18 protein-coding genes are annotated in these 21,447 nt (G+C 67.3%); 2 read left to right on the top strand and 16 right to left on the bottom strand.

The genetic code is table 11. The features are described from left to right. Positions 1-13 precede the first annotated feature (13 nt). A complete protein-coding gene (gene rfbA / locus AB0J95_RS46880; RefSeq protein ID WP_364772736.1) occupies positions 14-877 on the top strand; it encodes a glucose-1-phosphate thymidylyltransferase RfbA in 864 nt (287 codons plus the stop codon). Positions 878-930: 53 nt separating this feature from the next. Beyond that, positions 931-1,530, top strand: a complete 600-nt coding sequence (locus tag AB0J95_RS46885) for a hypothetical protein (RefSeq protein ID WP_364772738.1) — start codon at positions 931-933, stop codon at positions 1,528-1,530. Positions 1,531-1,583: 53 nt separating this feature from the next. Here the strand turns inward: AB0J95_RS46885 and AB0J95_RS46890 are convergent, their stop codons facing one another. Genes AB0J95_RS46890 through AB0J95_RS46965 form a run of 16 tightly spaced genes read right to left on the bottom strand, consistent with a single transcriptional unit; the run spans position 1,584 to position 21,033 of the window. Beyond that, positions 1,584-2,840, bottom strand: a complete 1,257-nt coding sequence (locus AB0J95_RS46890) for a nucleotide disphospho-sugar-binding domain-containing protein (RefSeq protein ID WP_364772740.1) — start codon at positions 2,838-2,840, stop codon at positions 1,584-1,586. Then, positions 2,837-4,108: an activator-dependent family glycosyltransferase gene (locus tag AB0J95_RS46895; RefSeq protein ID WP_364772742.1), complete on the bottom strand. Its 1,272-nt coding sequence runs from the start codon at positions 4,106-4,108 to the stop codon at positions 2,837-2,839. The genes AB0J95_RS46890 and AB0J95_RS46895 overlap by 4 nt, the downstream gene beginning before the upstream one ends. 10 nt (positions 4,109-4,118) lie before the next feature. After that, on the bottom strand, positions 4,119-5,381 hold the full coding sequence (locus AB0J95_RS46900) for an activator-dependent family glycosyltransferase (RefSeq protein ID WP_364772744.1): 1,263 nt from the start codon (positions 5,379-5,381) through the stop codon (positions 4,119-4,121). 12 nt (positions 5,382-5,393) lie between these two features. Continuing rightward, on the bottom strand, positions 5,394-6,674 hold the full coding sequence (locus AB0J95_RS46905; protein ID WP_364772745.1) for an activator-dependent family glycosyltransferase: 1,281 nt from the start codon (positions 6,672-6,674) through the stop codon (positions 5,394-5,396). Positions 6,675-6,684: 10 nt separating this feature from the next. Further along, positions 6,685-7,962: an activator-dependent family glycosyltransferase gene (locus AB0J95_RS46910; protein ID WP_364772747.1), complete on the bottom strand. Its 1,278-nt coding sequence runs from the start codon at positions 7,960-7,962 to the stop codon at positions 6,685-6,687. Next, positions 7,962-9,248, bottom strand: coding sequence for an activator-dependent family glycosyltransferase (locus tag AB0J95_RS46915; RefSeq protein ID WP_364772748.1), 1,287 nt, complete (start codon positions 9,246-9,248; stop codon positions 7,962-7,964). Before AB0J95_RS46915 ends, AB0J95_RS46910 begins: the two co-directional genes overlap by 1 nt. Positions 9,249-9,252: 4 nt before the next feature. After that, positions 9,253-10,518: an activator-dependent family glycosyltransferase gene (locus tag AB0J95_RS46920; protein ID WP_364772749.1), complete on the bottom strand. Its 1,266-nt coding sequence runs from the start codon at positions 10,516-10,518 to the stop codon at positions 9,253-9,255. A gap of 27 nt (positions 10,519-10,545) precedes the next feature. After that, a complete protein-coding gene (locus AB0J95_RS46925; protein ID WP_364772751.1) occupies positions 10,546-11,814 on the bottom strand; it encodes an activator-dependent family glycosyltransferase in 1,269 nt (422 codons plus the stop codon). 26 nt (positions 11,815-11,840) lie between these two features. Then, positions 11,841-13,103, bottom strand: a complete 1,263-nt coding sequence (locus AB0J95_RS46930) for an activator-dependent family glycosyltransferase (RefSeq protein WP_364772753.1) — start codon at positions 13,101-13,103, stop codon at positions 11,841-11,843. Positions 13,104-13,136: 33 nt separating this feature from the next. Beyond that, positions 13,137-14,402 (bottom strand): activator-dependent family glycosyltransferase, encoded by a 1,266-nt coding sequence (locus tag AB0J95_RS46935; RefSeq protein ID WP_364772755.1) that lies wholly within the window; start codon positions 14,400-14,402, stop codon positions 13,137-13,139. A 13-nt stretch (positions 14,403-14,415) separates the two neighbouring features. Further along, on the bottom strand, positions 14,416-15,687 hold the full coding sequence (locus tag AB0J95_RS46940; protein ID WP_364772757.1) for an activator-dependent family glycosyltransferase: 1,272 nt from the start codon (positions 15,685-15,687) through the stop codon (positions 14,416-14,418). Between the two features lie 17 nt (positions 15,688-15,704). Beyond that, entirely contained in the window at positions 15,705-16,973 is a 1,269-nt protein-coding gene (locus tag AB0J95_RS46945) for an activator-dependent family glycosyltransferase (RefSeq protein ID WP_364772759.1), read from the bottom strand. A 9-nt stretch (positions 16,974-16,982) separates the two neighbouring features. Continuing rightward, positions 16,983-17,990, bottom strand: a complete 1,008-nt coding sequence (locus AB0J95_RS46950; protein WP_364772761.1) for an NAD-dependent epimerase/dehydratase — start codon at positions 17,988-17,990, stop codon at positions 16,983-16,985. Between the two features lie 42 nt (positions 17,991-18,032). Beyond that, positions 18,033-19,013 carry an aldo/keto reductase gene (locus AB0J95_RS46955; RefSeq protein ID WP_364772763.1) on the bottom strand — a complete coding sequence of 327 codons (981 nt, stop codon included), beginning with the start codon at positions 19,011-19,013 and terminating at the stop codon, positions 18,033-18,035. Beyond that, positions 19,010-20,551, bottom strand: a complete 1,542-nt coding sequence (locus AB0J95_RS46960) for a PH domain-containing protein (RefSeq protein WP_364772765.1) — start codon at positions 20,549-20,551, stop codon at positions 19,010-19,012. Before AB0J95_RS46960 ends, AB0J95_RS46955 begins: the two co-directional genes overlap by 4 nt. Next, positions 20,548-21,033 carry a PH domain-containing protein gene (locus AB0J95_RS46965; protein ID WP_364772767.1) on the bottom strand — a complete coding sequence of 162 codons (486 nt, stop codon included), beginning with the start codon at positions 21,031-21,033 and terminating at the stop codon, positions 20,548-20,550. The genes AB0J95_RS46960 and AB0J95_RS46965 overlap by 4 nt, the downstream gene beginning before the upstream one ends. Between the last annotated feature and the right edge of the window lie 414 nt (positions 21,034-21,447).

The raw sequence follows: 21,447 nt of genomic DNA on the forward strand, positions 1-21,447 counted from the left end.
ATCGGATGGCATCGTGAAGGGAATCCTGCTCGCGGGAGGTACGGGTTCGCGCCTGTACCCGTTGACAAAGGCGACATCCAAACAGTTGCTCCCGGTTTACGACAAGCCGATGGTGTACTACCCGCTGTCGGTGCTGATGCTGGCGGGGATCCGGGAGATCCTGGTCATTTCCACCCCGGACAGCCTGCCGTGGCTGCGCGGGCTGCTCGGCGACGGTTCCCGGCTCGGGCTGGAGATCACCTACGCCGAGCAGGCCGAGCCGCGTGGCATCGCCGAGGCCCTGCTGATCGGCGCGGACCACATCGGCGGTGAGCCGTGCGCGCTGATCCTGGGGGACAACATCTTCCACGGCGCCGGCTTCCCGGCGATCCTGCGCGAGGCCCAGCAGACCCTGGACGGCTGTGTCCTGTTCGGCTACCCGGTGTCCGACCCGGAGCGGTACGGCGTCGGTGAGGTGGACGAGAACGGCGTGCTGCTGTCGATCGAGGAGAAGCCCCTGCGGCCGCGGTCGAACAACGCGCTGACGGGCCTGTACTTCTACGACTCGGAGGCGGTGGAGATCGCCCGTGACCTGGCCCCTTCGGCGCGCGGCGAGCTGGAGATCACCGACGTCAACAAGCACTACCTGAAGAACGGGCGGGCCCGGCTGGTCCGGCTCAGCCGCGGGTTCACCTGGCTGGACGCGGGTACCCACGACTCGTTGCTGGCCGCCAGCCAGTACGTGCACGTCATCGAGGAACGCCAGGGCATCCGGGTGGCCTGCGTGGAGGAGATCGCGCTCCACATGGGATACATCACTGCCGAGGAGTGCCACGCCATCGGGGTGGAGATGAAGAACTCGGAGTACGGTCAGTACCTGATGCAGATCGCACAGTAACCAGGGACGAAGGGGCGTATGTACCAGGATCGGGATCGTGAGCAGGTGAGTTCATGGAGCTGACCGAGCTGCAGGAGCTGGACAAGCTGCACATCCAGCAGAAGACCAGCCTGACCCGACACCGGTACCGGGTCTACGCCGACAATGGCAAGGGCAAGCCGGGGGACCTGGTCGCGTTCGTCGACCAGGACACCTCCGGCTTGAAGGAAAAGGAAGTGATCTACACCGGTGAGGACAAGTCGGTGGAGCTGGCGCGCTTCGAGGCCCGCCAGCTGATGGACGTGGCCGCCGCCTTCGACGTGTTCACCCCCGAGGGCGAGAAGATCGGCTGGTTCCAGCGCGAGGTGAGCAAGTCCCTGTACCGCACCACCTGGAGCCTGACCCAGGAGGGCATGCCGCCGCTGAAGGTGATCGAGCGGAGCAAGTTCACCGCGGTGGCCCGCCGGATCTGGATGTGGCTGCCGTTGGTCGGCGACTTTCCTTACCCGGTGCGCTATCACTTCGACTTCGTCCGTGACGATGCGGTCATCGGCGGCGTCGACAAGACCGGCCGCCTGGCGGACAACTACCTGGCTTGGTCGCAGGAACCCAAGCTGGACCGGCGGTTGATGATCGCCATGGGGGTTGTCCTGGACTTCCGTCAGGGTCGCTGAGACCCTGGGCATGCGAAATGGCGGCGTGGGTGACCACGCCGCCATTTCCCGTTTTACGAGCGGTATTTGAGCGCTAGTTCTTCCAGCCGGGGAACGATGTGGTTCGGGGTAGGGAGGACTCGCATTTCTGTGCGCAGATTGTGGGCGTTGGTGGTGAAAGCCGGGTCGGTGAGCAGGGCTTGGATGGCGTTGCGGACGTTTTCGCCGGTGGCGTCGGCGGGGTTGATGGTGAGGCCGGCGCCGGTGGCGGTGAGGTTGCGGCCGAGGATCGGCTCGTCGAAGTGGTAGGGGAGGGTGAGTTGGGGGACTCCGTGGATCGCGAATGTTGACAGGGTGCCGCCGCCGGCGTGGTTGACGGCGACGGAACATGTTGCTGCCAGGGCGTCCAGCGGGACCCAGCTCTCGATCCGGGTGTTCGCGGGGATGTGCGTGAGTTTGGCTCGTTCGTTCTTGTCGGCGACGGCGATGACCTCGATGTCGAGGCCGGCCAGGTTGTCCAGGACGGACTGCAGGCTGAAGCCGAAGCCGTTGAAGAACCCGCTCGCGGTGAAGCCCATGGTGAGGGCGACCCGGGGGCGCTCGGCGGGTTTTTGGAGCCACGCCGGGATCGATGCCTTGCCGCCGTATGGGATGTAGCGGGTGTGCAGGTACTCCAGGCCCGGGGCCTCCAGCTGCAGGCTGGGTGGGTACTGGTCGATGGTGAAGTGGCCGCAGGTCATGTCCTCGGTGAACGAGCCGCCGTACTTCCGCGCATAGCTGCCGAGCCACGCGGCCAACGGGTCCTCGTCAGGCTGGAGGGCCAGGAAACGCTGCCGAGCAACACCGAAAGCGTCGATCCCGAACATCATCCGCGCATGCGCCGCGCCACACGCCTTTGCCGCGATCGCCCCGGCGAGGGTGAACGGTTCCCAGACAACCAGATCCGGCTGCCACGACCGTGCGAACGACACCAGGCCATTGATCATCGGGAAGTTCTCGTACTTCGACCGTTCCACATCCTCGGCGTACGCGGAAACCATGTACTCCAAGGTCGCCAGCGAAGGATCCCCGGCAACGTCATAGGGCGGATGCAACCCCGGACGAGCATCCTCCAGCATCTCGGGAGTCACGCGGAACGCCGTCAGCAAGCGGTCGGAGGTCGTCTGCCGTCCAACCGGGACAGACGTCAGCCCGGCGCCGACCACGTGGGGCGTGGCGAATGCCTGGTTGGCCACGCAGACCTCGTGACCCGCGGTGCGCAGCGCCCACGCGAGCGAGATCATCGGGTGCAGGAAGCTCCCGTCGTTCAGCGTGGCGAACAAGACCCTCATGGCCGTCCTCGATACTTGGTGGTGAGCTCTTCGAGCTGCGGGACCAGGTCGTTCGGCGTCGGCAGCGCCAGCATGTCGTCCCGAAGCCGCACCGCACCCTCCCGGAAGCTGGGTTCGTTCAACAGCCGCAAGACCGCGGCCCGCACAGCTGGGCCGGTGGCTTGCGCCACAGGCAGTTCCAGCGAACCACCCTGGGCGGCCGAGCGCCGTGCGAGTTCTGGCTCGTCGAAGTCCCAAGGCACGTTCACCTGCGGCACCCCATAGCGGGCGATGGTGAAGAAAGTCCCCGGACCCGTGTGGTTGATCACCGCTGAACAGGTCGGCGCAAGCGCGTGCAGCGGAACGTAAGAAACGACCCGGACATTGTCCGGAACTCGGCCCAACTCGGACTGATGAGACTCGGCAATCGTTGCGACGACCTCAATGTCCAAATCGGACAGCGAAGCCAGGATGTCCGGAATGCTGACCGAATACCCGGCGTAGATGTCGGTGGCCGACACCCCGAGCGTCAAAGCAACTCGTGGACGCGAAGGCGGAGAATGCAGCCACTTGGGGACGGTTGCCGTCCCGCCATACGGGATGTACTGCATGGGGACGTAATGCACGTCCGACGCGGGCATCCGCAGCGAGGCAGGCAGCGGGTCGATCGAGAACTGCCCGGTGATCAGCTCCTCGGAGAACTCCGAGCCATAGCTGCGGGCGTAGTGCCCCAGCCACGCGGTCAGCGGGTCGACCTGGTCGCTGGAGCACAGCCGCCGGACGTGATCGCGGGCCACGGCGAAGGCATCGACGCTCCACAGTAGACGAGCATGCGCGGCGCCGCAGGCGATGGCCGCGATCGGGCCCGCGTACGAGACCGGTTCCCAGATCACGAGGTCCGGCTCCCAGTCCTGGGCGAAGTCCACCAAGCCGCGGATGAGCGGGAAGTTCAACGGCTTGTGCCACCAGTGCAGGCAGTCCTCGTAGCCGGTCAGCATGGCGTCCCAGGTGACGTCCTCCGGCGGCATCACCGAGGAGGCATAGGGCATCGGCATCCCGAAGGCGGCCCGGCCGTCGTCACTCTCCACTTCGAACACCTTGATCGGCCGCAGACCGTCGTAGTTGCGGCCGACCGGCACGGCGGTGAGACCGGCCGAGGTGATCGTGTCGGCGAAGAACGGCTGGCTGGCCACGCGGACCTCGTGCCCGGCGGTGCGCAGGGCCCAGGCCAGCGGCACCATGCTCTGGAAGTGCGTCTTGTAGGGGACTGAGACGAAGAGCACACGCATGGCGGCCGTCCTAACGGTGCTTGGTGGTCAGTTGCTCGATCTGGCCGACCAGTTCGCCAGGCGTGGGCAGCGCGAGGATGTCGTCACGGAGACGTGAGGCACCGGCCTGGAACCGGGGCTCCGAAAGCAGCCGCTGCACCCGGTCGCGCACAGCCGTGGCCGTTACTTCGTGTGCCTGCAACACCATCGCGCCACCGGCACGTGCCGACCGGTCGGCCAGCTCCGGTTCGTCGAAGTCCCAAGGCAGGTGCAGCTGCGGAACGCCGTGCCGCGCGGTGGTCAGGAACGTCCCCGGCCCGGCGTGGTTCACGACCACCGAACACGTTGCGGCCAACGCATCGAGCGGAACGAACGACACCAGCCGGACATTCGGTGGGAGTGTGCCGAGCTTGTGCTGCTCGGACTCCGCGATCGTCGCGACCACCTCAACGTCCAAAGAGGCCAGTTGGGTGAGGATGTCGGTCAGCGAGAACGTGTACCCGGTGGAGCTGTCGATCACCGTGCTGCCCAAGGTGAAAGCGACCCGCGGGCGCGGAGGTGGAGCCTGCAGCCACTTGGGAATCACCGCGGGACCGCCGTACGGCGTGTACTGGACCGGCAGGTAGTGCACGTCCGGGGCTTCCAGACGCAGCGAGTCCGGCAGCTGGTCGATGGTGAAGTGTCCGGTGGTCAGGGCTTCGGTCCACTCGATGCCGTACTTGCGCGCGTAGCCGCCGATCCAGTCCTGGAACGGGTCATTCTGGTCCCACTGCGACTGTTCCGCCAACAGACGCAGGTAGTTCGCCCGAGCGGCCGCGAAGACGTCGATACTCCACATGAGACGCGCGTGTGCCGCGCCAACGGCCTCCGCCGCGATCGCGCCCGCGTGTGTGGTCGGTTCCCAGACAACGAGATCCGGCTGCCACTGGCGGGCGTACTCGACCAGGCCGGCGATCAGCGGGAAGTTGTTCACCTTGTGCCACAACGCGATCATGAACCGGTAGCCCTGCCGGATGTCGTCCCAGCTCATGTCGACCGGCTGCATCACCGCGGTGTCGTACGGCGCGGGCAGGCCCGGCTCGGACAGGTCCGGGTGCACCTCGGCCAGCCGGTGCCAGCTCGTGTCGCCCCGGCCGACCGGGACCGCGGTCAGCCCGGCCTGGGTGACCTCCTGGGCGAACTTCGGCTGGCAGGCGAACCGGACGTCGTGGCCCGCGGTGCGCAGCGCCCAGGCCATCGGCACCATGCTGAACAGGTGCGTGCGCTGCGAGTAGGTGGTGAACAGGACGCGCATCGTGGTGACCTCTCAGCGGGTGCGGTGCTTGACGATCAGCTCTTCGATCCGGCCGATGGCCTCGTTCGGCGTGGGCAGCGCGAAGATCTCGTCGCGCAGGTCCGCGGCCCGTTGCGCGAACGACGGTTCCTCCAGCAGCCGACGGACACTGTCGCGGACGCCTTCGCCGGTGACCTCGCTGGAGTGGATGTCCAGCCCAGCGCCATGCTCAGTGAGCCTCCGGCCGAGGAACGGCTGGTCGAAGTGGTAGTGCAGGGCCAGTTGCGGGACCGGGTGCCGCGCGGTCGTCGCCAAAGTGGCCAGCCCGGCGTGATGGATCACCGCCGAGCACGTCGGCACGATCGCATGCCAAGGCACGTAAGGAACCAGCCGGACATTGGAGGGCAGCGTCCCGAGCTTGGCCTGTTCCGGCTCGGCGACCGTAGCCACCACTTCAATGTCTAGTTCGGACAGTGACGCCAGCACATCGGCCAGCGAAACCGTGTACCCGTTGAACATGTCGGTCGCCGTGCTGCCCAGAGTCAAGGCAACCCGAGGGCGCTCCGAGGGCACTTGCAGCCACTTCGGGACAACGGCACGGCCGCCGTACGGGATGTACTGCGTGCGAACGTAGTCCAGACCGTCGGCCTCAAGTTGCAAGCTGCGCGGGAACTGGTCGATGGTGAACTGCCCGGTGACCATGTCCTCGGTGATGTCGAAGCCGTACTTGCGGCCATACGCGGAGAACCAGTCGAAGTACGGGTCATACCGGTAGTCGGGCGGCTGCTGAGCCTGCAGGCGCAGGAAATGCTGCCGGGTGGCGCCGAAAACGTCGACGCTGAACAACATCCGGGCGTGCGCGGCGCCGCAGGCCTTGGCGGCGATGGGTGCGCCGACGGTCCACGGGTGCCAGACGACCAGGTCCGGCTGCCACCGCTGGGCGAACTCGATCAGGCCGCCCAGCATGAAGAAGTTCTCGAACTTCAACGTCTCCAGGCCACCCGCGCACTCGTGCATCGTGGTCTCCCACTCGGCGTAGCGAGCCGGGTCGTCCACGAAGTCGTAGGGCGGCGGCAGACCGGCCCGGTACTGCTCGACGATCTCCTCGGTCACCCCGCGAGCCACCAGCATCCGCGAGTCGGCGGCCTCCCGGCCGACCGGCACAGCGGTGAGCCCCGCCTGCGTGATGGTGTCGCAGAACGAAGGCGAGGACGCGACCACGACCTCGTGCCCGGCGGTGCGCAGCGCCCACGCCATCGGCACGAGGTACAGGAACGTACTCCGCTGGGGGAGAACGGTGAACAGAATGCGCATGATGGTCTCCCTACGCCGGCCGCTTGCGGTGCTTGACGGTCAGCTCCTCCAGGTGCGTGACGACCTCGTGCGGCGTCGGCATCGCCCGGATCTCGTCCCGCAATGCCGCAGCGCGCTCACCGAAACCGGGCTCGTTCAACAGTTTCAGAACGCCGTCACGAATCGTGTCACCGGTAACGGTCTGACCGTGCAGAGTCAGCGCGCCACCTTGCTGTGCCGACCGGCGGGCCAGCTCCGGTTCGTCGAAGTCCCACGGCACATGCAACTGTGGAACGCCATTGCACGCCGTGGTAAGGAAAGTCCCTGGTCCGCAATGGTTGATCAGCACCGAGCAGGAGGCCGCGAGCGCGTCCAGCGGAGCGTACGAGATGATCCGCACGTTGTCCGGAACGCGACCCAGCTTGCCTTGTTCGCGCTCGGCAATGGTCGCCACGACCTCGACGTCCAGTTCGGACAGAGCGGCCAAGGCGTCCTGAACCGAGAACGTGTAACCGGCGAAGCGTTCGGTGGCCGTGGTGCCGAGGGTGAAGCCGATGCGGGGCCGTTTGGCAGGTCCTTGGAGCCACTTGGGAATGACCGCGGGGCCGCCGTACGGGGTGTACCGGATCGGCGCGTAGTCCAGGTGGCCGGCGGTCATCCGCACCGACGACGGCATCTGGTCGATGGTGAAGTCACCGGTGATCATGTCCTCGGTGAACTCGTAGTCGTACTTGCGGCCGTAGCTGGCCAGCCATTCGGCCAGCGGGTCGGGACGCTCGTGGGCAGGCTGGTCGTTCATCAGGCGCAGGTAGTGCTCGCGGGTCGCGCCCAGAACGTCGATGCTCCACAGCATCCGGGCGTGCGCGGCGCCGCATGCCTTGGCGGCGATGGCTCCCGCGTAGCTGAGCGGCTCCCAGAGGACCAGGTCAGGCTGCCACTGCCGGGCGAACTGGACTGCCCCGGCGATGATCGGGAAGTTCTCCGGTTTGTGGCCTTGCTCGACCGCCGTGTGGTGGCCGTAGAGCTGGTCCAGGAACGTGACTTTCTCCGGCTCGACAACGACGTTCCACGGCGTCGGCAGCCCGTCCCGGCCGGCTTCGCGCTGTTCCGGGTTCATGTCCTCGACCCGCCAGACCGGCGCGTCCCGGCCGACGGGGACTGCGGTGAGCCCTGCCTGGGTGATGGTCGGCGCGAACGAAGGCGCGGACGCGACCACGACCTGGTGCCCGGCCGCGCGCAACGCCCAGGCCAGCGGCACCATGTGCAGGAAGGTCGTCCGCTCGGGGATGACCGTGATCAGGACGCGCATCAGCGGTCCCGGCCCTTGATCGCGAGCTCCTCGATCCGGCCGACCAGGTCGTTCGGCGTGGGCATGCTGTACAGCTCGTCGCGCAGCTTCCCGGCCCGCTCTCGGAACGTCGGCTCGTCCAGCAGCCGGGCGACGTTCTCACGCACGACCTCGCCGGTCGCCTCGTCCGCCTTGACCGACAACGAACCGCCCTGCGCCGCGGCCCGCCGGGCCAGCAGCGGCGAGTCGAAGTCCCAGGCCGCGCTCAGCTGTGGGATGCCGTGCAGTGCCGCGGTGAGGAACGTGCCGAACCCGCCGTGCGTGATGATCGCCGAGCAGGTGGCCGCGAGCGCGTCCAGCGGTGCGTAGGACACGATCCGGGCGTTGTCGGGCACCTTCGTCAGCTTCTTCTGCTCGGACTCCGCGATGGTCGCCACGACCTCGATGTCGAGCGTGGACAGTTCGTTGAGGACATCCTGTACGGTCACCGCCAGACCGGCGCCGTGGTCGGCCAGGCTGACGCCCATGCTCAGCGCCACACGAGGTTTCTCCGGCTGGCCGTGCAACCACTTGGGGATCACCGCGGCGCCGCCGTACGGCACATACCGCATCGGCAGGTAGTTCAGGCCGTCACCTTCCAGCCGGATCGAGTCCGGCAGCTGGTCGATGGTGAACTGGCCGGTGATCATGTCCTCGGTGAACTCGGTGCCGTACTTGCGCGCGTAGCCGTCCAGCCACTCGGCGAGGAAGTCCTGGCGGTCGTCCGCGGGCTGCTGCGCCTTGAGCTTGAGGAACTCGCTGCGGGTGTAGCCGAAGACGTCGACGCTCCACATGAGACGGCCGTGGGCGCAGCCGATCGCCTTGGCGGCCACCGGACCGGCGAAGGCCAGCGGCTCCCACAGGATCAGGTCCGGCTCCCAGTGCTGGGCGAACTGGACAACCCCACCGATCATCGGGAAGCACGCCGGCTTGTGCCAGACGAGGACCTGATCGCCGTAGCTGGGGGACATGTAGTCCCATTCGGCTTTCTCGGGCGACTCGGCCACGTCGTAGGGCGGGTGGTCGAGCAAACCATACTGCGGCTGCCATTTCCAGTCGCGGAAGTCGTCGTGTCGCGGGATCAACTCCCACAGGTCGACATCCCGGCCGACCGGCACGGCGGTGAGACCGGCCTGGGTGATCGGGTCGGTGAACCTCGGCTGGCTGGCCACGCGGACTTCGTGACCGGCACAGCGCAAAGCCCAGGCCAGTGGCGCCATCGCGTAGAAGTGCGCCTTCTCCGGGTTGACAACGAACAGAATGCGCATCTTCTCAGCTCCTGACCGTGCGACGGCGATCGGTGACCAGCTTCTCCAGGTCGCCCACGACCTGGTTGGGGCTCGGCATGGCGAGCACCTCCTCCCGCAGCAGCACCGCATCCTGGTGGTATGACTGGTCTTCCAGGATCCGGATGAGCCGGTCCCGGACCAGCGCGCCAGAAGCCTGCGACAGGTTCACCGCGAGTCCGGCTCCTTGCGCCGCCACCTTCTGCGCGAGCGCTGGGCCGTCGGCGTTCCACGTGACAATCAGGTGCGGCTTGCCGTGCAGGGCGGTGGTGAGCAATGTGCCGATACCGCCGTGGTGCATGACGGCCGTGCAGGTCGGGAACAACGCGTCCAGCGGTGCGAACTCGACCAGCTTGACGTTCTTGGGCACACTGGGCAGGTAGCCTTGGGCCTTTTTGGACAGTGTGCCGACGATCTCGACGTCCAGATCGGACAGCTGAGCGAACAGGTCCACCAGGTTGATCGTGTCGCCGGTGATGTCGGCCGTGCTGATGCCCATCGTCATGGCGACCCGTGGCTGGGCGGGAGGCTTGCGCAGCCACGTCGGCACCGAAGTCGGTCCGCCATAAGGGACATATCGCATCGGCACGTAGTGCAGGTCCGCCTCGGAGGCGATCGAGGGCGGCAGCACCGACAACGTGAACTGCCCGGTGACCAGGTCCTCGGTGAAGTCGAAGCCGTACTTGGCGCCGTAGGGTTCCAGCCAGTCCCGGAGCGGATCGGCCTGCTGGTGGCTGTTGAGCTTCAGGAACCGTTCCCGCGTAACACCGAACGAGTCGATGCTGAACAACAACCGCGCGTGCGCGGCCCCGACCGCCTCGGCCGCGATCGCGCCCGCGTACGTCGAGGGCTCCCAGATGACCAGGTCCGGCTGCCAGTTCTGGGCGAACCTCACCAGGTCCGGGATCAGCGGAACGTTGCTCATCTTGTGCCAGCGCGGCACGTGCAGGTCGTACCCGAACTTCAGGTACTTCAGGCTGACCTGTTCCTCGGGCCACTCCGCGGTGTCGTAGGGCACCGGCAACCCGTTCATCCCCACACTGATCCAGTCCGAGTCGCTGGCCATCAGCTGCCACAGATCGCGGTTGGACCCGATCGGCACGGCGGTCAGGCCCGCCTGCGTGATCACCTCGCTGAACTTCGGCGCGCTGGCGAAGCACACCTCATGGCCGGCGGTCCGCAGCGCCCACGCCAACGGCGCCATGGCAAGGAAATGCGTCTTCTCCGGGTAGGTGGTGAACAGAACTCTCATCTGCGGTCCTCCGGTGCCCTCTGCTCGTCAGGCCGTGCGGTACTTGGTGGTCAGCTCTTCGAGGGTGCCGACCAGTTCGTTCGGGCTGGGCAGCGAGTACATCTCGTCCCGCAAGGCCTCCGCGCCCTTGGTGAACTGGGGTTCCTCCAGCAGCCGCAGCACGGCCGCCCGCACGTTCTCCCCGGTCACCTCGGTGGTGTGGATGTCCAGACCAGCGCCCTGCGCGGTCAGCAGCTTCGCCAGGATGGGCTGGTCGTAGTGGTAGTGCAGGGAAAGGTGCGGAATCGGGTAGCGGGCCGCCGTCGCCAGCGTTGCCGCACCGGCGTGGTGGATGATCGCGGAACACGTCGACACCAGGTTCTGCATCGGTGCGAACGAGACCACCCGGGCGTTGTCCGGAACCGGGCCCAGCTTGGGCTGCTCGGACTCGGCGATGGTGGCGACCACCTCGATGTCCACATCGGACAGCGCGTTCAGGATCTCGCCGACGGGCACGTTGTAGCCGTTGTAGACCTGAGTGGCGGACAGGCCCAGGGTCAGCGCGACCCGGCGGCGCTTCGGCGGCTCCTGCAGCCACTTCGGCACGACCGCGACGCCGCCATAGGGGATGAACTGCATGCGCACGTAGTTCAGGTCCTCGGCCTCGACCTGGAGGCTGCGCGGGAACTGGTCGATGGTGAAGTCACCGGTGGCCATGTCGTCGGTGTAGTCGAAGCCGTACTTCCGGCCATACGCGGCGAGCCACTCGCCCAGCGGGTCGGACTGGTTCTCCGCGGGCTGTTCGGCCATCAGCTTCTTGTAGATCTGCCGGAACCCGCCGTAGACGTCGATCCCGAACAGCAGACGTGCATGCGCCGCACCGCAGGCCTTCGCGGCGATCGCGCCCGCGAAGGTCATCGGCTCCCAGATCACCAGGTCCGGCTTCCAGAACCGGGCGAACTCCACCAGCCCCGAGATCAACGGGAAGTTGTCGAACTGGTGCCAGTCGACCTGCGCCTCCGCCATGGCCGGCTGGACGTAGTCCCAGGTCCGCTTGGCCGGGTCGTCGAAGGCGTCGTACGGCGGGATGATCCCGGCCCGGGTCTCATCCGCGTCGCCGCCGAGCTCCATCATCCGGCGCAGGTCCAGGCTCCGGCCGACGGGCACCGCGGTCAGGCCCGCCTGGGTGATCTCGTCGGTGAACATGGGCTGGCTGGCGAACCGGACGTCGTGGCCCGCGGTGCGCATCGCCCAGGCGAGCGGAACCATGTACTTGAAGACGGTCTTCTCGGGGTTGGTCACGAACAGGACGCGCATCGTGTGTTTCCTCCTTCTGGCGGTGATCAGCGGTACCCGGCGGCAAGGTCCGCCAGTTCGCCGGTGAGTTCGCTGGGGGCCGGCAACGCGAGCATCTCGTCGCGCAGCAGCGCGGCCCGCGTGGCGAAAACCGGTTCGCCCAGCAGTTGCAGCACGTGGTCCCGGATGGCCGAGCCGGTCACCCGGCCGCCGGGAATGGTCAGCGCGGCGCCCTGTTCGGTGGCCAGCCGCGCGAGCACGGGTTCGTCGAACTCCCACGGCACAGTCAGTTGCGGAACCGCGTGCAGCGCGGTGGTCAGCATGGTGCTCGGCCCGGCGTGGTTGATCACCACCGAGCAGGTCGCGGCGAGCGCGTCCAACGGGACGTACGAGACGATCCTGGTGTTGTCCGGGATCCGTTCGAGCTTGTGCTGCTCGGACGAGGCGATGGTGGCAACCACTTCGATGTCCAAATCGGACAATGCGTCGAGAGCGTCCTGAACACTGAACGTGTAGTCGCCGAACCACTCGGTGGTCGACGTGCCCAGAGTCAGTGCTACCCGGGGGCGTTTCGGCGGTTCCTGCAACCACTTCGGCACAACGGCCGCACCACCGTAGGGAACGTACTGGGAGGAGACGTAGTGCAGCTTGGCGTCCGTGCGCAGGGACGCGGGCACATGGTCCAACGTGAACTGACCGGTGATCATGTCCTCGGAGAACTCGTACCCGTACTTGCGGCCATACGCGGCCATCCACTCACCGAGCGGGTCACAGGTCTCTCCAACAGGCCGCTGGGCCAGGAACTTCTCCCGGGTGAGCCCGAAGATGTCGCAGCTCCACAGCATTCGGGCGTGCGCGGCGCCGCAGGCCTTGGCCGCGATGGCTCCCGCGTAGGTGGTGGCCTCCCAGATGACCAGGTCCGGCTGCCAGAACCGGGCGTACTCCACCAGATCCGTGATCAGCGGCACGTTGTTCTGCTTGTGCCAGATCTCCAGCACGTGGCGGTAACCCTCGCGCATCGCCGTCCACCCGATGGCCTCCTGCCCGGGATCCGCCGCGTTGTACGGCTCCGGCAGGCCTACCCGTTCGGAGGCCGCCCGGTCCGGATAGGCCTCGGTCAGCCGCCGCCAGTTGTCCGTGGTCTGGCGGCCGACCGGGACCGCGGTCAGCCCGGCCTGGGTGATGGTGTCGGCGAAGAACGGCTGGCTGGCGACGCGGACCTCGTGTCCGGCGGCGCGCAGCGCCCATGCCAACGGCGCCATCGGCTGGAAGATGGGCTTCTCCGGGTAGGTCGTGAGCAGGATCCGCATCGATCTTCTTCTCTGTGCTGGAACGGGTGTGGGTCAGATCGCCGGGCGTAAGCCCGCGGTCAGCTTCTCCAGGTCGCCGACGATCTCGTTGGGGGACGGCATGGCCCGGATCTCGGCGCTCAGCCGGTCGGCGGCCTCCTGGAACTTGGGCTCCTTGAGGATCCGCAGCAAGCGGTCGCGAACCGGCCGTCCGGAGCCCTGGAACACATGCAGCGCGAGCCCCGCGCCCTGAGCGGCGACCCGCCGGGCCAGCGACGGCCCGTCGTTGTTCCAGGGCAGGATCAGCTGCGGCTTGCCGTGCGCGGCGATGGTCAGCAGCGTGCCGATCCCGCCGTGGTGCATGACCGCGCTGCAGGTGGGAACGAGCGCGTGCAGCGGCACGTACGACACCAGGCGCACGTTGTCCGGCACGGTTGCGATGGTCTTCTGTGCCGCCTCCGACAAAGTCGCGACGATCTCGATGTCCAGATCGGCCAGTTCCTCAAGAACGTCCGGCAGGTCGACGACTTCGCCGGTCAGGTTGGCCGTGCTGATACCCATGGTGATCGCAACCCGGGGGCGGTCCGGCTGCTTGTTCAACCAGGCCGGGACGGCCGCGGCGCCCGCGTAGGGAATGTGCCGCACCGGCAGATACTGCAACCCGGCTTCGATGCCCAACGACTGTGGCACCAACGAGATGGTGAACTGGCCGGTGATCAGCTCCTCGCTGAACTCGAACCCGTAGGTGCGGCAATAGGTCGACAGCCAGTCGGCGAGCGGGTCGCTCTGGTCCGTTCGCCCCCGCTTGAGGTCGACGTACCGCTCGCGAGCGACGCCGAAACTGTCCACACTGAACAGCATCCGCGCATGCGCTGCCCCGCAGGCCTTCGCGGCGAGCGAACCGGCGTAAGTGGACGGTTCCCAGATCACCAGGTCGGGCTTCCAGTGCCGAGCGAACTCCACCAGATCGGTGACCAGCGGGACGTTGCTCATCCGGTGCCACTTCGGTACCTGGATCTCGTAGCCGTCCTGCAGGTAGCTCCACGTGACCTGATCACGCGGCCAGTCCACGCTGTCGTAGGGAACTGGCATGCCGTTGAGCCCGATCCGGAACCAGTTCGCGTCCCGGGCGAGGATCTGCTCCAGGTCCCGGTTCGTGCCGATGGGTACGGCGGTCAGCCCGGCCTGGGTGATCACGTCGCAGAACTTGGGCTGGCTCGCGAAGACCACCTCGTGCCCGGCCGTGCGCAGTGCCCACGCCAGCGGCGCCATCGCCATGAAATGGGTCTTCTGCGGGTAGGTGGTGAACAAGACACGCATTTCTGGTGACCTCTCAGCGGGTTCGGTGCTTGACGGTCAGCTGTTCCAGGTCGGCCACGACCTGGCCGGGCGCGGGCAGCGCGGCGATCTCGTCCCGCAGCCGGGACGCCCCTTCGCGGAACGAGTCCTCCGAAATCAGCCGCAGTACACCGGCGCGAATGGACTGACCGGTGGCCGTGGCCGCGTCGATCCGCAGGCTCCCGCCCTGCCGGGCGAGACCGTCGGCGAAGATCGGCTCGTCGAAGTGGAACGGCAGGGTCAGTTGCGGCACAGCGTGTTGCGCGAACGTGGCCAGCGTGCCGAACCCGCCATGGTGGACGGCCGCTGCACACGTGGGGGCGAGCGCGTGCAGCGGCACGTACGACACCAGCCGCGCGTTGGAGGGAACGTGCGCGAGCTTGCGCTGTTCCTCCTCCGGCACCGTGGCCACGACTTCGATGTCCAAATCGGACAGCGAGTCGAGAACCTCGGACAGCGGCACGTTGTAGCCATCGAAGATCTCAGTCGCGCTGAGACCCAGGGTGAACGCGACCCGGGGGCGCTTCGGCTTGTCCTGAAGCCACTTCGGGACGATCGCCGGGCCGCCGTAGGCCACGTAACGCATCCGGTGGTAGTCCACACCGGACGCGGGGATCTGCAGGCTGGCCGGCATGTGATCGAGGGTGAAGTTCCCGGTGACCATGTCCTCGGTGAACTCGAACCCGTACTTGCGGCCGTATCCGCCGAACCAGTCCGCGAAGGGATCTGTTTGTTCGCCAACGGGTTGCGCCGAGTTGAGCTTGCGGTAGGTGTCCCGCACCCCGCCGAAGATGTCGATGCTCCACAGCAGCCGCGCATGCGCGGCGCCGCAAGCCTTTGCGGCGATCGCGCCCGCGTAGGTGAGCGGCTCCCAGATGACCAGGTCGGGCTGCCACTCCCGCGCGAAGTCGACCAAGCCTGTGATCATGGGGAAGTTGCTGGTGCGGTGCCAGCCCCAGACCGCTTCGGCCATCCCGGGCTTCAGGTACTCCCAGGTGGCCTTGGCGGGGTCGTCGAAGGCGTCGTAGGGCGCCATGATCCCGGCCCGCACCGCGGCGAGCCGTTCCGGTTTGCTGGCCGTGATCCGCCAGAAGTCCCGCTCGTGGCCGACCGGGACCGCGGTCAGCCCGGCTTTCGTGACCACGTCGGCGAAGCCGGGCTGGGTGGCGACCCGGACCTCGTGACCCGCTGTGCGCAGCGCCCACGCCAGCGGCACCAGGTGGTAGAAGAACGTCTTCTCCTGGTAGGTCGTGAACAGGATGCGCATCGGGCCGTCTCTCCGGGTCAGCGGGTGCGGTGCTTGGTGGTCAGGGCTTCGAGCTGGGGGACCAGCTCGACGGGGGAGGGCATGGCGTGGATCTCGTCCGCCAATGCCTTGGCACGCAGCTGGAACTGCGGCTCGGTGAGCAGACGTCGCACGCTCTCGCGGACGTTGCCACCGGTGGCCTTGGTGGTGTGGATCTCCAGGCCCGCCCCGTGTTCGGCCAGCCGGCGGGCCAGGAACGGCTGGTCGAAGTGGTAGTGCAAGGACAACTGGGGCACCGGGTGACGGGCCGTGGTCGCGAGAGTGGCCGCGCCCGCGTGGTGGATGACCACCGAGCAGGTCGGCGCCAACGCATGCCAGGGCACGTACGGGACGATGCGCACGTTGTCCGGGAGGTCGTTGAGCAGGTGCTGCTGTGACTCGGTGACGGTCGCGACCAGCTCGATGTCCAGAGTGGACAGCGAGTCGATGATCTCGGCCAGTGGGACGTTGTAGCCGTTGAAGTGCTCGGTCGCCGTGCTGCCAAGGGTGAGGCCGACGCGTGGCCGCTTTGGCTTCTCCTGCAACCACTTCGGTACGACCGCCTTGCCGCCGTACGCCACGTACTGCACCGGCACGTACTCCAGGTCGGACTCGAGGCGCAACGACTTCGGCAGTTGGTCGACCGTGAAGTCGCCGGTCGTCATGTCCTCGGAGAACTCGAACCCGTATTTGCGCCCGTAGCTCGCCAGCCAGTCGGCCAGCGGGTCGGACTGCTCCTCGATCGGCTGCTTCTCCTTGCACCGGAGGAAGATCTCCCGGGTCACACCGAAAACGTCGATCCCCCAGAGCAACCGGCCGTGGGCCGCCCCGCACGCCTTGGCCGCGATCGGACCGGCGTAGCAGAGCGGCTCCCACAGCACGAGATCCGGCTCCCACTGACGGGCGAACCCGACCAGATCCGCGATCATCGGGAAGTTGGTCAGCCGGTGCCAGCCGCGCACCGCGTCGGCCATGCCCGCCTTGAGGTACTCCCATTTGGCCAGGTCCGGGTCGTCGAACACGTCGTACGGCTCGGCCACCCCGCCGCGCAGGTCACCGATCTCGTCCTGGTTGGCCTCGGCGACCCGCCACGGGTCCCGGTCCCGGCCGACCGGGACCGCGGTGAGCCCGGCCTGCGTGATCGAGGCGGCCATCGCGGGCGTGCTGGCGACCCGGACCTCGTGCCCGGCCGTCCGTAACGCCCAGGCCACCGGGGCCAGGTAGTTGAAGAAGCTCTTCTCCGGGGTCAGGGCCACCAGGATGCGCATCGGACCCCCTCAGGCCGTACTCAGCGCGGACTGCCGGAGGGTGGCTCCGGCCAACGAGTCCAGGCCGTCCAGAATGGACACCTGCGCGGTCCACCCGGTGGCGTCCTGGAACGCCGACGGGTCCAGCACGAAATCCAGCTGGTCGGTCGGCATCGAGTGGTCCGCAGGCGGCACGCTGGTCACCGGGACCGGCTCCTGGCCGGTGTGCGCGGCCACCGTCCGGGAGATCATCTGGAACAGGCTCTTGATGCTGACCGCCTCGCCGGTGCCCACCAGCCAGTTGCGGCCCGCGGTCACGTCGATCTGGTCCAGCGCGGTCAGGAACGCCCGGGCCACGTCGTCGACGCAGATCAGGTCACGGGTGACCGAACCGTCGTGCCACATCGTCAGTGGCTGGCCCGCGAACGCCCGACGCATCATGGCCGAGACGACACCCCGGTCCAGCGAAGGGGAGTCGCTGCCCTGTGTGTACAAAGTGGCCAGTCGCAGCACCGTGCCACGGACCAGACCTTCCTCGGTGGCACCGAGGATGAGCTGCTCGGCGTCCAGCTTCTGCCGGTCGTAGGTGGTCAGCGGCTGGTCTGGCTCGCTGCCGTCGATACGGGCCTTGGTCGACTTGCCCGCCTGGGACATCGACCCGGCCAGTACGACCACCGGCGGCCGGGCGGGTTTCCGCGCACGCACGGCGTCGACCAGGTCCTGGACCAGGCCGACGTTGATCCGTTCGGCCACCGGGTCGTTGGAGGACACCCGCCAGGTGCTCTCGCCGGAGATGTGCGCGACGAGGTGGATGACCGCGTCCGAGCCCTCGATCGCCTCGGCCACCGCGCCGGGAACCGCGAGGTCCGCAGTGCGCACGTCGATCTCGGCCCGCGGGTTCGCCGGAACGGTGGTCGGCCGGCGGCCGACCAGGCGCAGCCGGACCGGCCGCTGCGCCAGCTCCCGGGTGATCGCGGTGCCGACCAGCCCGGACGCGCCGAGCACGGTGATGAGTGGTGCCGCCGCCTTGCTGTCCACGGTTCTCCTTACGCCGTCGAATGAATGTGGTCTGTGTGCGGATCAGCCGGAGGTGTTGGCCGCGACGCGAACGCGGTCCCAGCTCATCTCCCCGGCCGACGGCGGAAGTGCCGCGATGTCACGCATGTCCTCGTCGGTGAGCTTCAGGTCCGCGGCGGCCACGTTCTCCCGCAGCCAGCGCAGCCTGCGGGTGCCCGGGATCGGCACCACGTTGTCGCCGGTGGCCATCACCCAGGCGATCGCCACCTGGGCCGCGGTGGCGCCGTGCCGGGCGGCCACCCGGTTCAAACCGTCCACAATAGACTGGTTGTGCGCCATGGCGTCGGAGGCGAACCGGGGGTCGCCGCGCCGCGAGTCGCCGTCGCCGATGGTGCTCTGGCTGACGTGCCCGGACAGGTAGCCGCGGCCGATCGGGCAGAACGCGAGGAAGCCCACCCCGTTGTCCTGGCTCCACGGCAGGATGTCGTCGAGGTACGTGGTCACCCACACCGACAGTTCATATTGGACCGCCGTGATCGGGTGGATCGCGTGGATGGTCTTGATCTCGTCCAAGGTGGCGTGCGAGATGCCCAGCGCCCGGACCTTGCCCTCGGCCACCAGATCCGCCAGCGCGCCCCAGGATTCCTCCAGCGGCACCTCAGGATCGACGCGATGCAGCTGGTACAGGTCGATCGCGTCGACACCCAGTCTGCGCAACGAACCCTCGCAGGCCTTGCGCAGGTGCTCGGGGCTGCAGTCCCGGCCGAACTTGCCGCCCGGGCGGCTCACCAGGCCCGCCTTGGTGGCGATCTTCACCTGGCCGCGGAAGTCCGCGAGCGCTCTGCCCAGCAGCAGCTCGTTGGTGTACGGGCCGTAGACATCGGCCGTGTCGAACAGGTTGATGCCCAGTTCGACCGCGTGCCGCAGCACGCGGGCCGATTCCTCGTCGTCCCGGTCGGCCGGGCCGTACCCGTGCGACATGGAACTGCAGCCGAGGCCGATCTCGCTCACGGAGTAGCCGTCGGCGAGTTTGACGTGTCTCATGTTCCGCCCCCACATCCACCTGTGGTCACGTTTCCCTGATCTGCCGGTGCCGTCTTCTCGATGAAGGCCGTTGTGTAGCCGGGGGTGGCACCGCTGACAAATGCGAGCGCCTGCTGTACTCCCGCGTCCGGCGCGCGGTAGTGCCGATGTCCCGCCGCGGTGAGGACTTCGATGGTCATCCGTTTGCCGATGCGCTGGATGAACGTCTGGTGCAACGTCCACCCGGCCACGGCCCGGGTCTGCAACGCGGTCGTCGCACGGCCCACCGCACCGCTGCGCACCACGAGGTACGGGCCGGCAAGCGTGTGCCCGAGCGTGAAATAGTCGACCACCGCGAGCGTCCACGCCAGCGGCAGTGTCCACACCGGAATCTGCCAGACCCACTCCGCGAACACATCCGTGGCCACCAACCAGTAAAGGAGCCCGGCGACGATCGCGGACTCATAGGTGGCCCGGATCAGCCGTTGCCGCAACGCGCTCAGCGGGTGCCGCAGCAGCGGCGCCTCCAGCGGCTGGACATCCCCGGGCAGCACGAACTTGGCCGCGTTCCTGGCCTCGCTGACCGGGCAGCGCGGCAGGATGTGCGCCGATTCCTTCTGCAGCGGGTGAATCCCCGTCGTGACCACTGTGGTCTCGGCGAGCCGCATGAACCGCAGCACCAACGGTTCGTAGATGTGAATCCCACGGATCCGGCTCTCGTCACGGTGCACGGTGTGGGTGCTGAACAGACCATGCCGGGTGAGCAGCGCGCCGCCCTCGTCCTTGGTCCGGACCAGTTCGAACGCCCAGTACTTGCCGATGAACTCGGCGGCCAGCGCGGCCCATCCCAGCATCAGCGTTGCCAGCACGGCGATCGCGATCGTCCACCCCAGACCGAATCCGGCGTCCTCCCGCAAATGGTCCAGCACGTCGAACAGGTTGACGCCGAACTCCTCCAGTCCCCAGTAGACCGCCCACATCAGGAAGCCGGCCGCCAGAATGGCCCAGAACTGGAACATGTTGTAGAAGATCCACCACCACCGCACCCGCGAGACGACGATCTCGTTGTCGTTCGTCTCAACGTGTTCGGGAACCAGCTCGCGGCGGATATCGACAACCGCGTCCTTGCGCAACGCGTTGAGCGTGAACGTGGAATGCATCCGCGTGTCACCCGCCGCGATGTGCACGATCCGCAGCTTCGCCAACCGGTGCCGCAACTTCGCGCTGGTGTCCACACTCCGCACCCGTTCCCGCGCAACCTGCCGGAACTCCTTGCGCAGCACACCCGTGCGCTTCTCAACGTGCGTCTCGGTGATCCGGTAGCTCGTCGTGAACCACCGCCACAGATCCACCACCGTCCCGATCACCCCAGCAGCACAGGCGATCAGCAGCGGCCACAACTCCCCATCCGGATACATGATCAACCCAGTGATGCCAGACCCCAGCGACAGCAGGAAGGCGATCAGGTTGACCCACACCACCCGGATGTCCAGCCGCGACCACTCCACAGTGGACCCGGTGGGCACGTACGTCTCCTCATCCACGGCGGCGGCGCTCACGTCGCATCCCCCGGCGTGGCCTGGGTGATCTCGTTCAACCGCCGGACGGCTTCCTTGGCGAGCTCGGCATCAAGGCCCTCGATCGTCACCCCATGCCGCCCAGCCGCCGCCGTCGTCACCTTGACGGTCGCGAGCTTCAGCATCTGCTCGATCGGCCCCTGCACCGTGTCGATGCTCTGAATGCGGGAGATCGGCACAATCCGCCATTCCCGGCTGATCCACCCGGTGAGCGTGTAGACCGCGTCATCGGTCGTTTCCCACCGATGCACGTAGTACCGGTAGGTCGGCATGAACAGGATGTTCACCCCGAAAACCGCGACCAGGAACCAGATCACCGGCCCCAGCCACGTCCGCGCGTCCTCCCAGATCAGGTAAGGAACAACGAACAACCCAATCACGAACAACGCCCAGAAGAACGTGTTCAGCGTGCGCCACACAATGAATCGCGGGCTCAACCGGTTGCGCGGGGGACGGATCCGCAAGGACTCGGCTCCCTGCAACAGTGCAGGCCGCGGTTCGGCCGCGGGCGCCTGAATGTGCGGAGACGACTGGTCCATGTGATACGAGTCCGATCTGAGAGAGAAATGGCTCGTGCGGGATCTGAAAAGCGGGAGTTCATTCCCCCAATGCGGAACACGGCCCCCACGAACGTGGAACACACCCCCGACGAACGGGGGACACGGGCTGGAGGAACGGGGGACACGGGGCGGAGGAACGGGGGACACGCCGGTCTGGGGCGGCGGCACCAAGCACCTCGCGGCGTCTGGTGGGCACGTTGCGGTTCGATTTTGTGCGGGGTGGCGGCGCACATAAGCTTTCCGGCGGGGCAGGTCGCAGACCTGCCCCCTTTGATCTGCCCCGTGCGCCGCAGGGATCCCCGCACAAAATCGAACCGC

The sequence above is a fragment of the Actinocrispum sp. NPDC049592 genome, assembly GCF_040675465.1.
Taxonomy (GTDB): domain Bacteria; phylum Actinomycetota; class Actinomycetes; order Mycobacteriales; family Pseudonocardiaceae; genus Kibdelosporangium.

Excerpts from the sequence above, each read along its gene's own strand:
- AB0J95_RS46955 (WP_364772763.1), bottom strand. The coding sequence starts at position 19,013 with ATGAGACACGTCAAACTCGCCGACGGCTACTCCGTGAGCGAGATCGGC.
- AB0J95_RS46915 (WP_364772748.1), bottom strand. The coding sequence starts at position 9,248 with ATGCGCATTCTGTTCGTTGTCAACCCGGAGAAGGCGCACTTCTACGCG.
- AB0J95_RS46930 (WP_364772753.1), bottom strand. The coding sequence starts at position 13,103 with ATGCGGATCCTGCTCACGACCTACCCGGAGAAGCCCATCTTCCAGCCG.
- AB0J95_RS46905 (WP_364772745.1), bottom strand. The coding sequence starts at position 6,674 with ATGCGCATTCTGTTCACCGTTCTCCCCCAGCGGAGTACGTTCCTGTAC.
- AB0J95_RS46885 (WP_364772738.1), top strand. The coding sequence starts at position 931 with ATGGAGCTGACCGAGCTGCAGGAGCTGGACAAGCTGCACATCCAGCAG.
- AB0J95_RS46900 (WP_364772744.1), bottom strand. The coding sequence starts at position 5,381 with ATGCGCGTCCTGTTCACCACCTACTCGCAGCGCACGCACCTGTTCAGC.
- AB0J95_RS46890 (WP_364772740.1), bottom strand. The coding sequence starts at position 2,840 with ATGAGGGTCTTGTTCGCCACGCTGAACGACGGGAGCTTCCTGCACCCG.
- AB0J95_RS46895 (WP_364772742.1), bottom strand. The coding sequence starts at position 4,108 with ATGCGTGTGCTCTTCGTCTCAGTCCCCTACAAGACGCACTTCCAGAGC.
- AB0J95_RS46910 (WP_364772747.1), bottom strand. The coding sequence starts at position 7,962 with ATGCGCGTCCTGATCACGGTCATCCCCGAGCGGACGACCTTCCTGCAC.
- AB0J95_RS46920 (WP_364772749.1), bottom strand. The coding sequence starts at position 10,518 with ATGAGAGTTCTGTTCACCACCTACCCGGAGAAGACGCATTTCCTTGCC.
- AB0J95_RS46945 (WP_364772759.1), bottom strand. The coding sequence starts at position 16,973 with ATGCGCATCCTGGTGGCCCTGACCCCGGAGAAGAGCTTCTTCAACTAC.
- AB0J95_RS46925 (WP_364772751.1), bottom strand. The coding sequence starts at position 11,814 with ATGCGCGTCCTGTTCGTGACCAACCCCGAGAAGACCGTCTTCAAGTAC.
- AB0J95_RS46940 (WP_364772757.1), bottom strand. The coding sequence starts at position 15,687 with ATGCGCATCCTGTTCACGACCTACCAGGAGAAGACGTTCTTCTACCAC.
- AB0J95_RS46935 (WP_364772755.1), bottom strand. The coding sequence starts at position 14,402 with ATGCGTGTCTTGTTCACCACCTACCCGCAGAAGACCCATTTCATGGCG.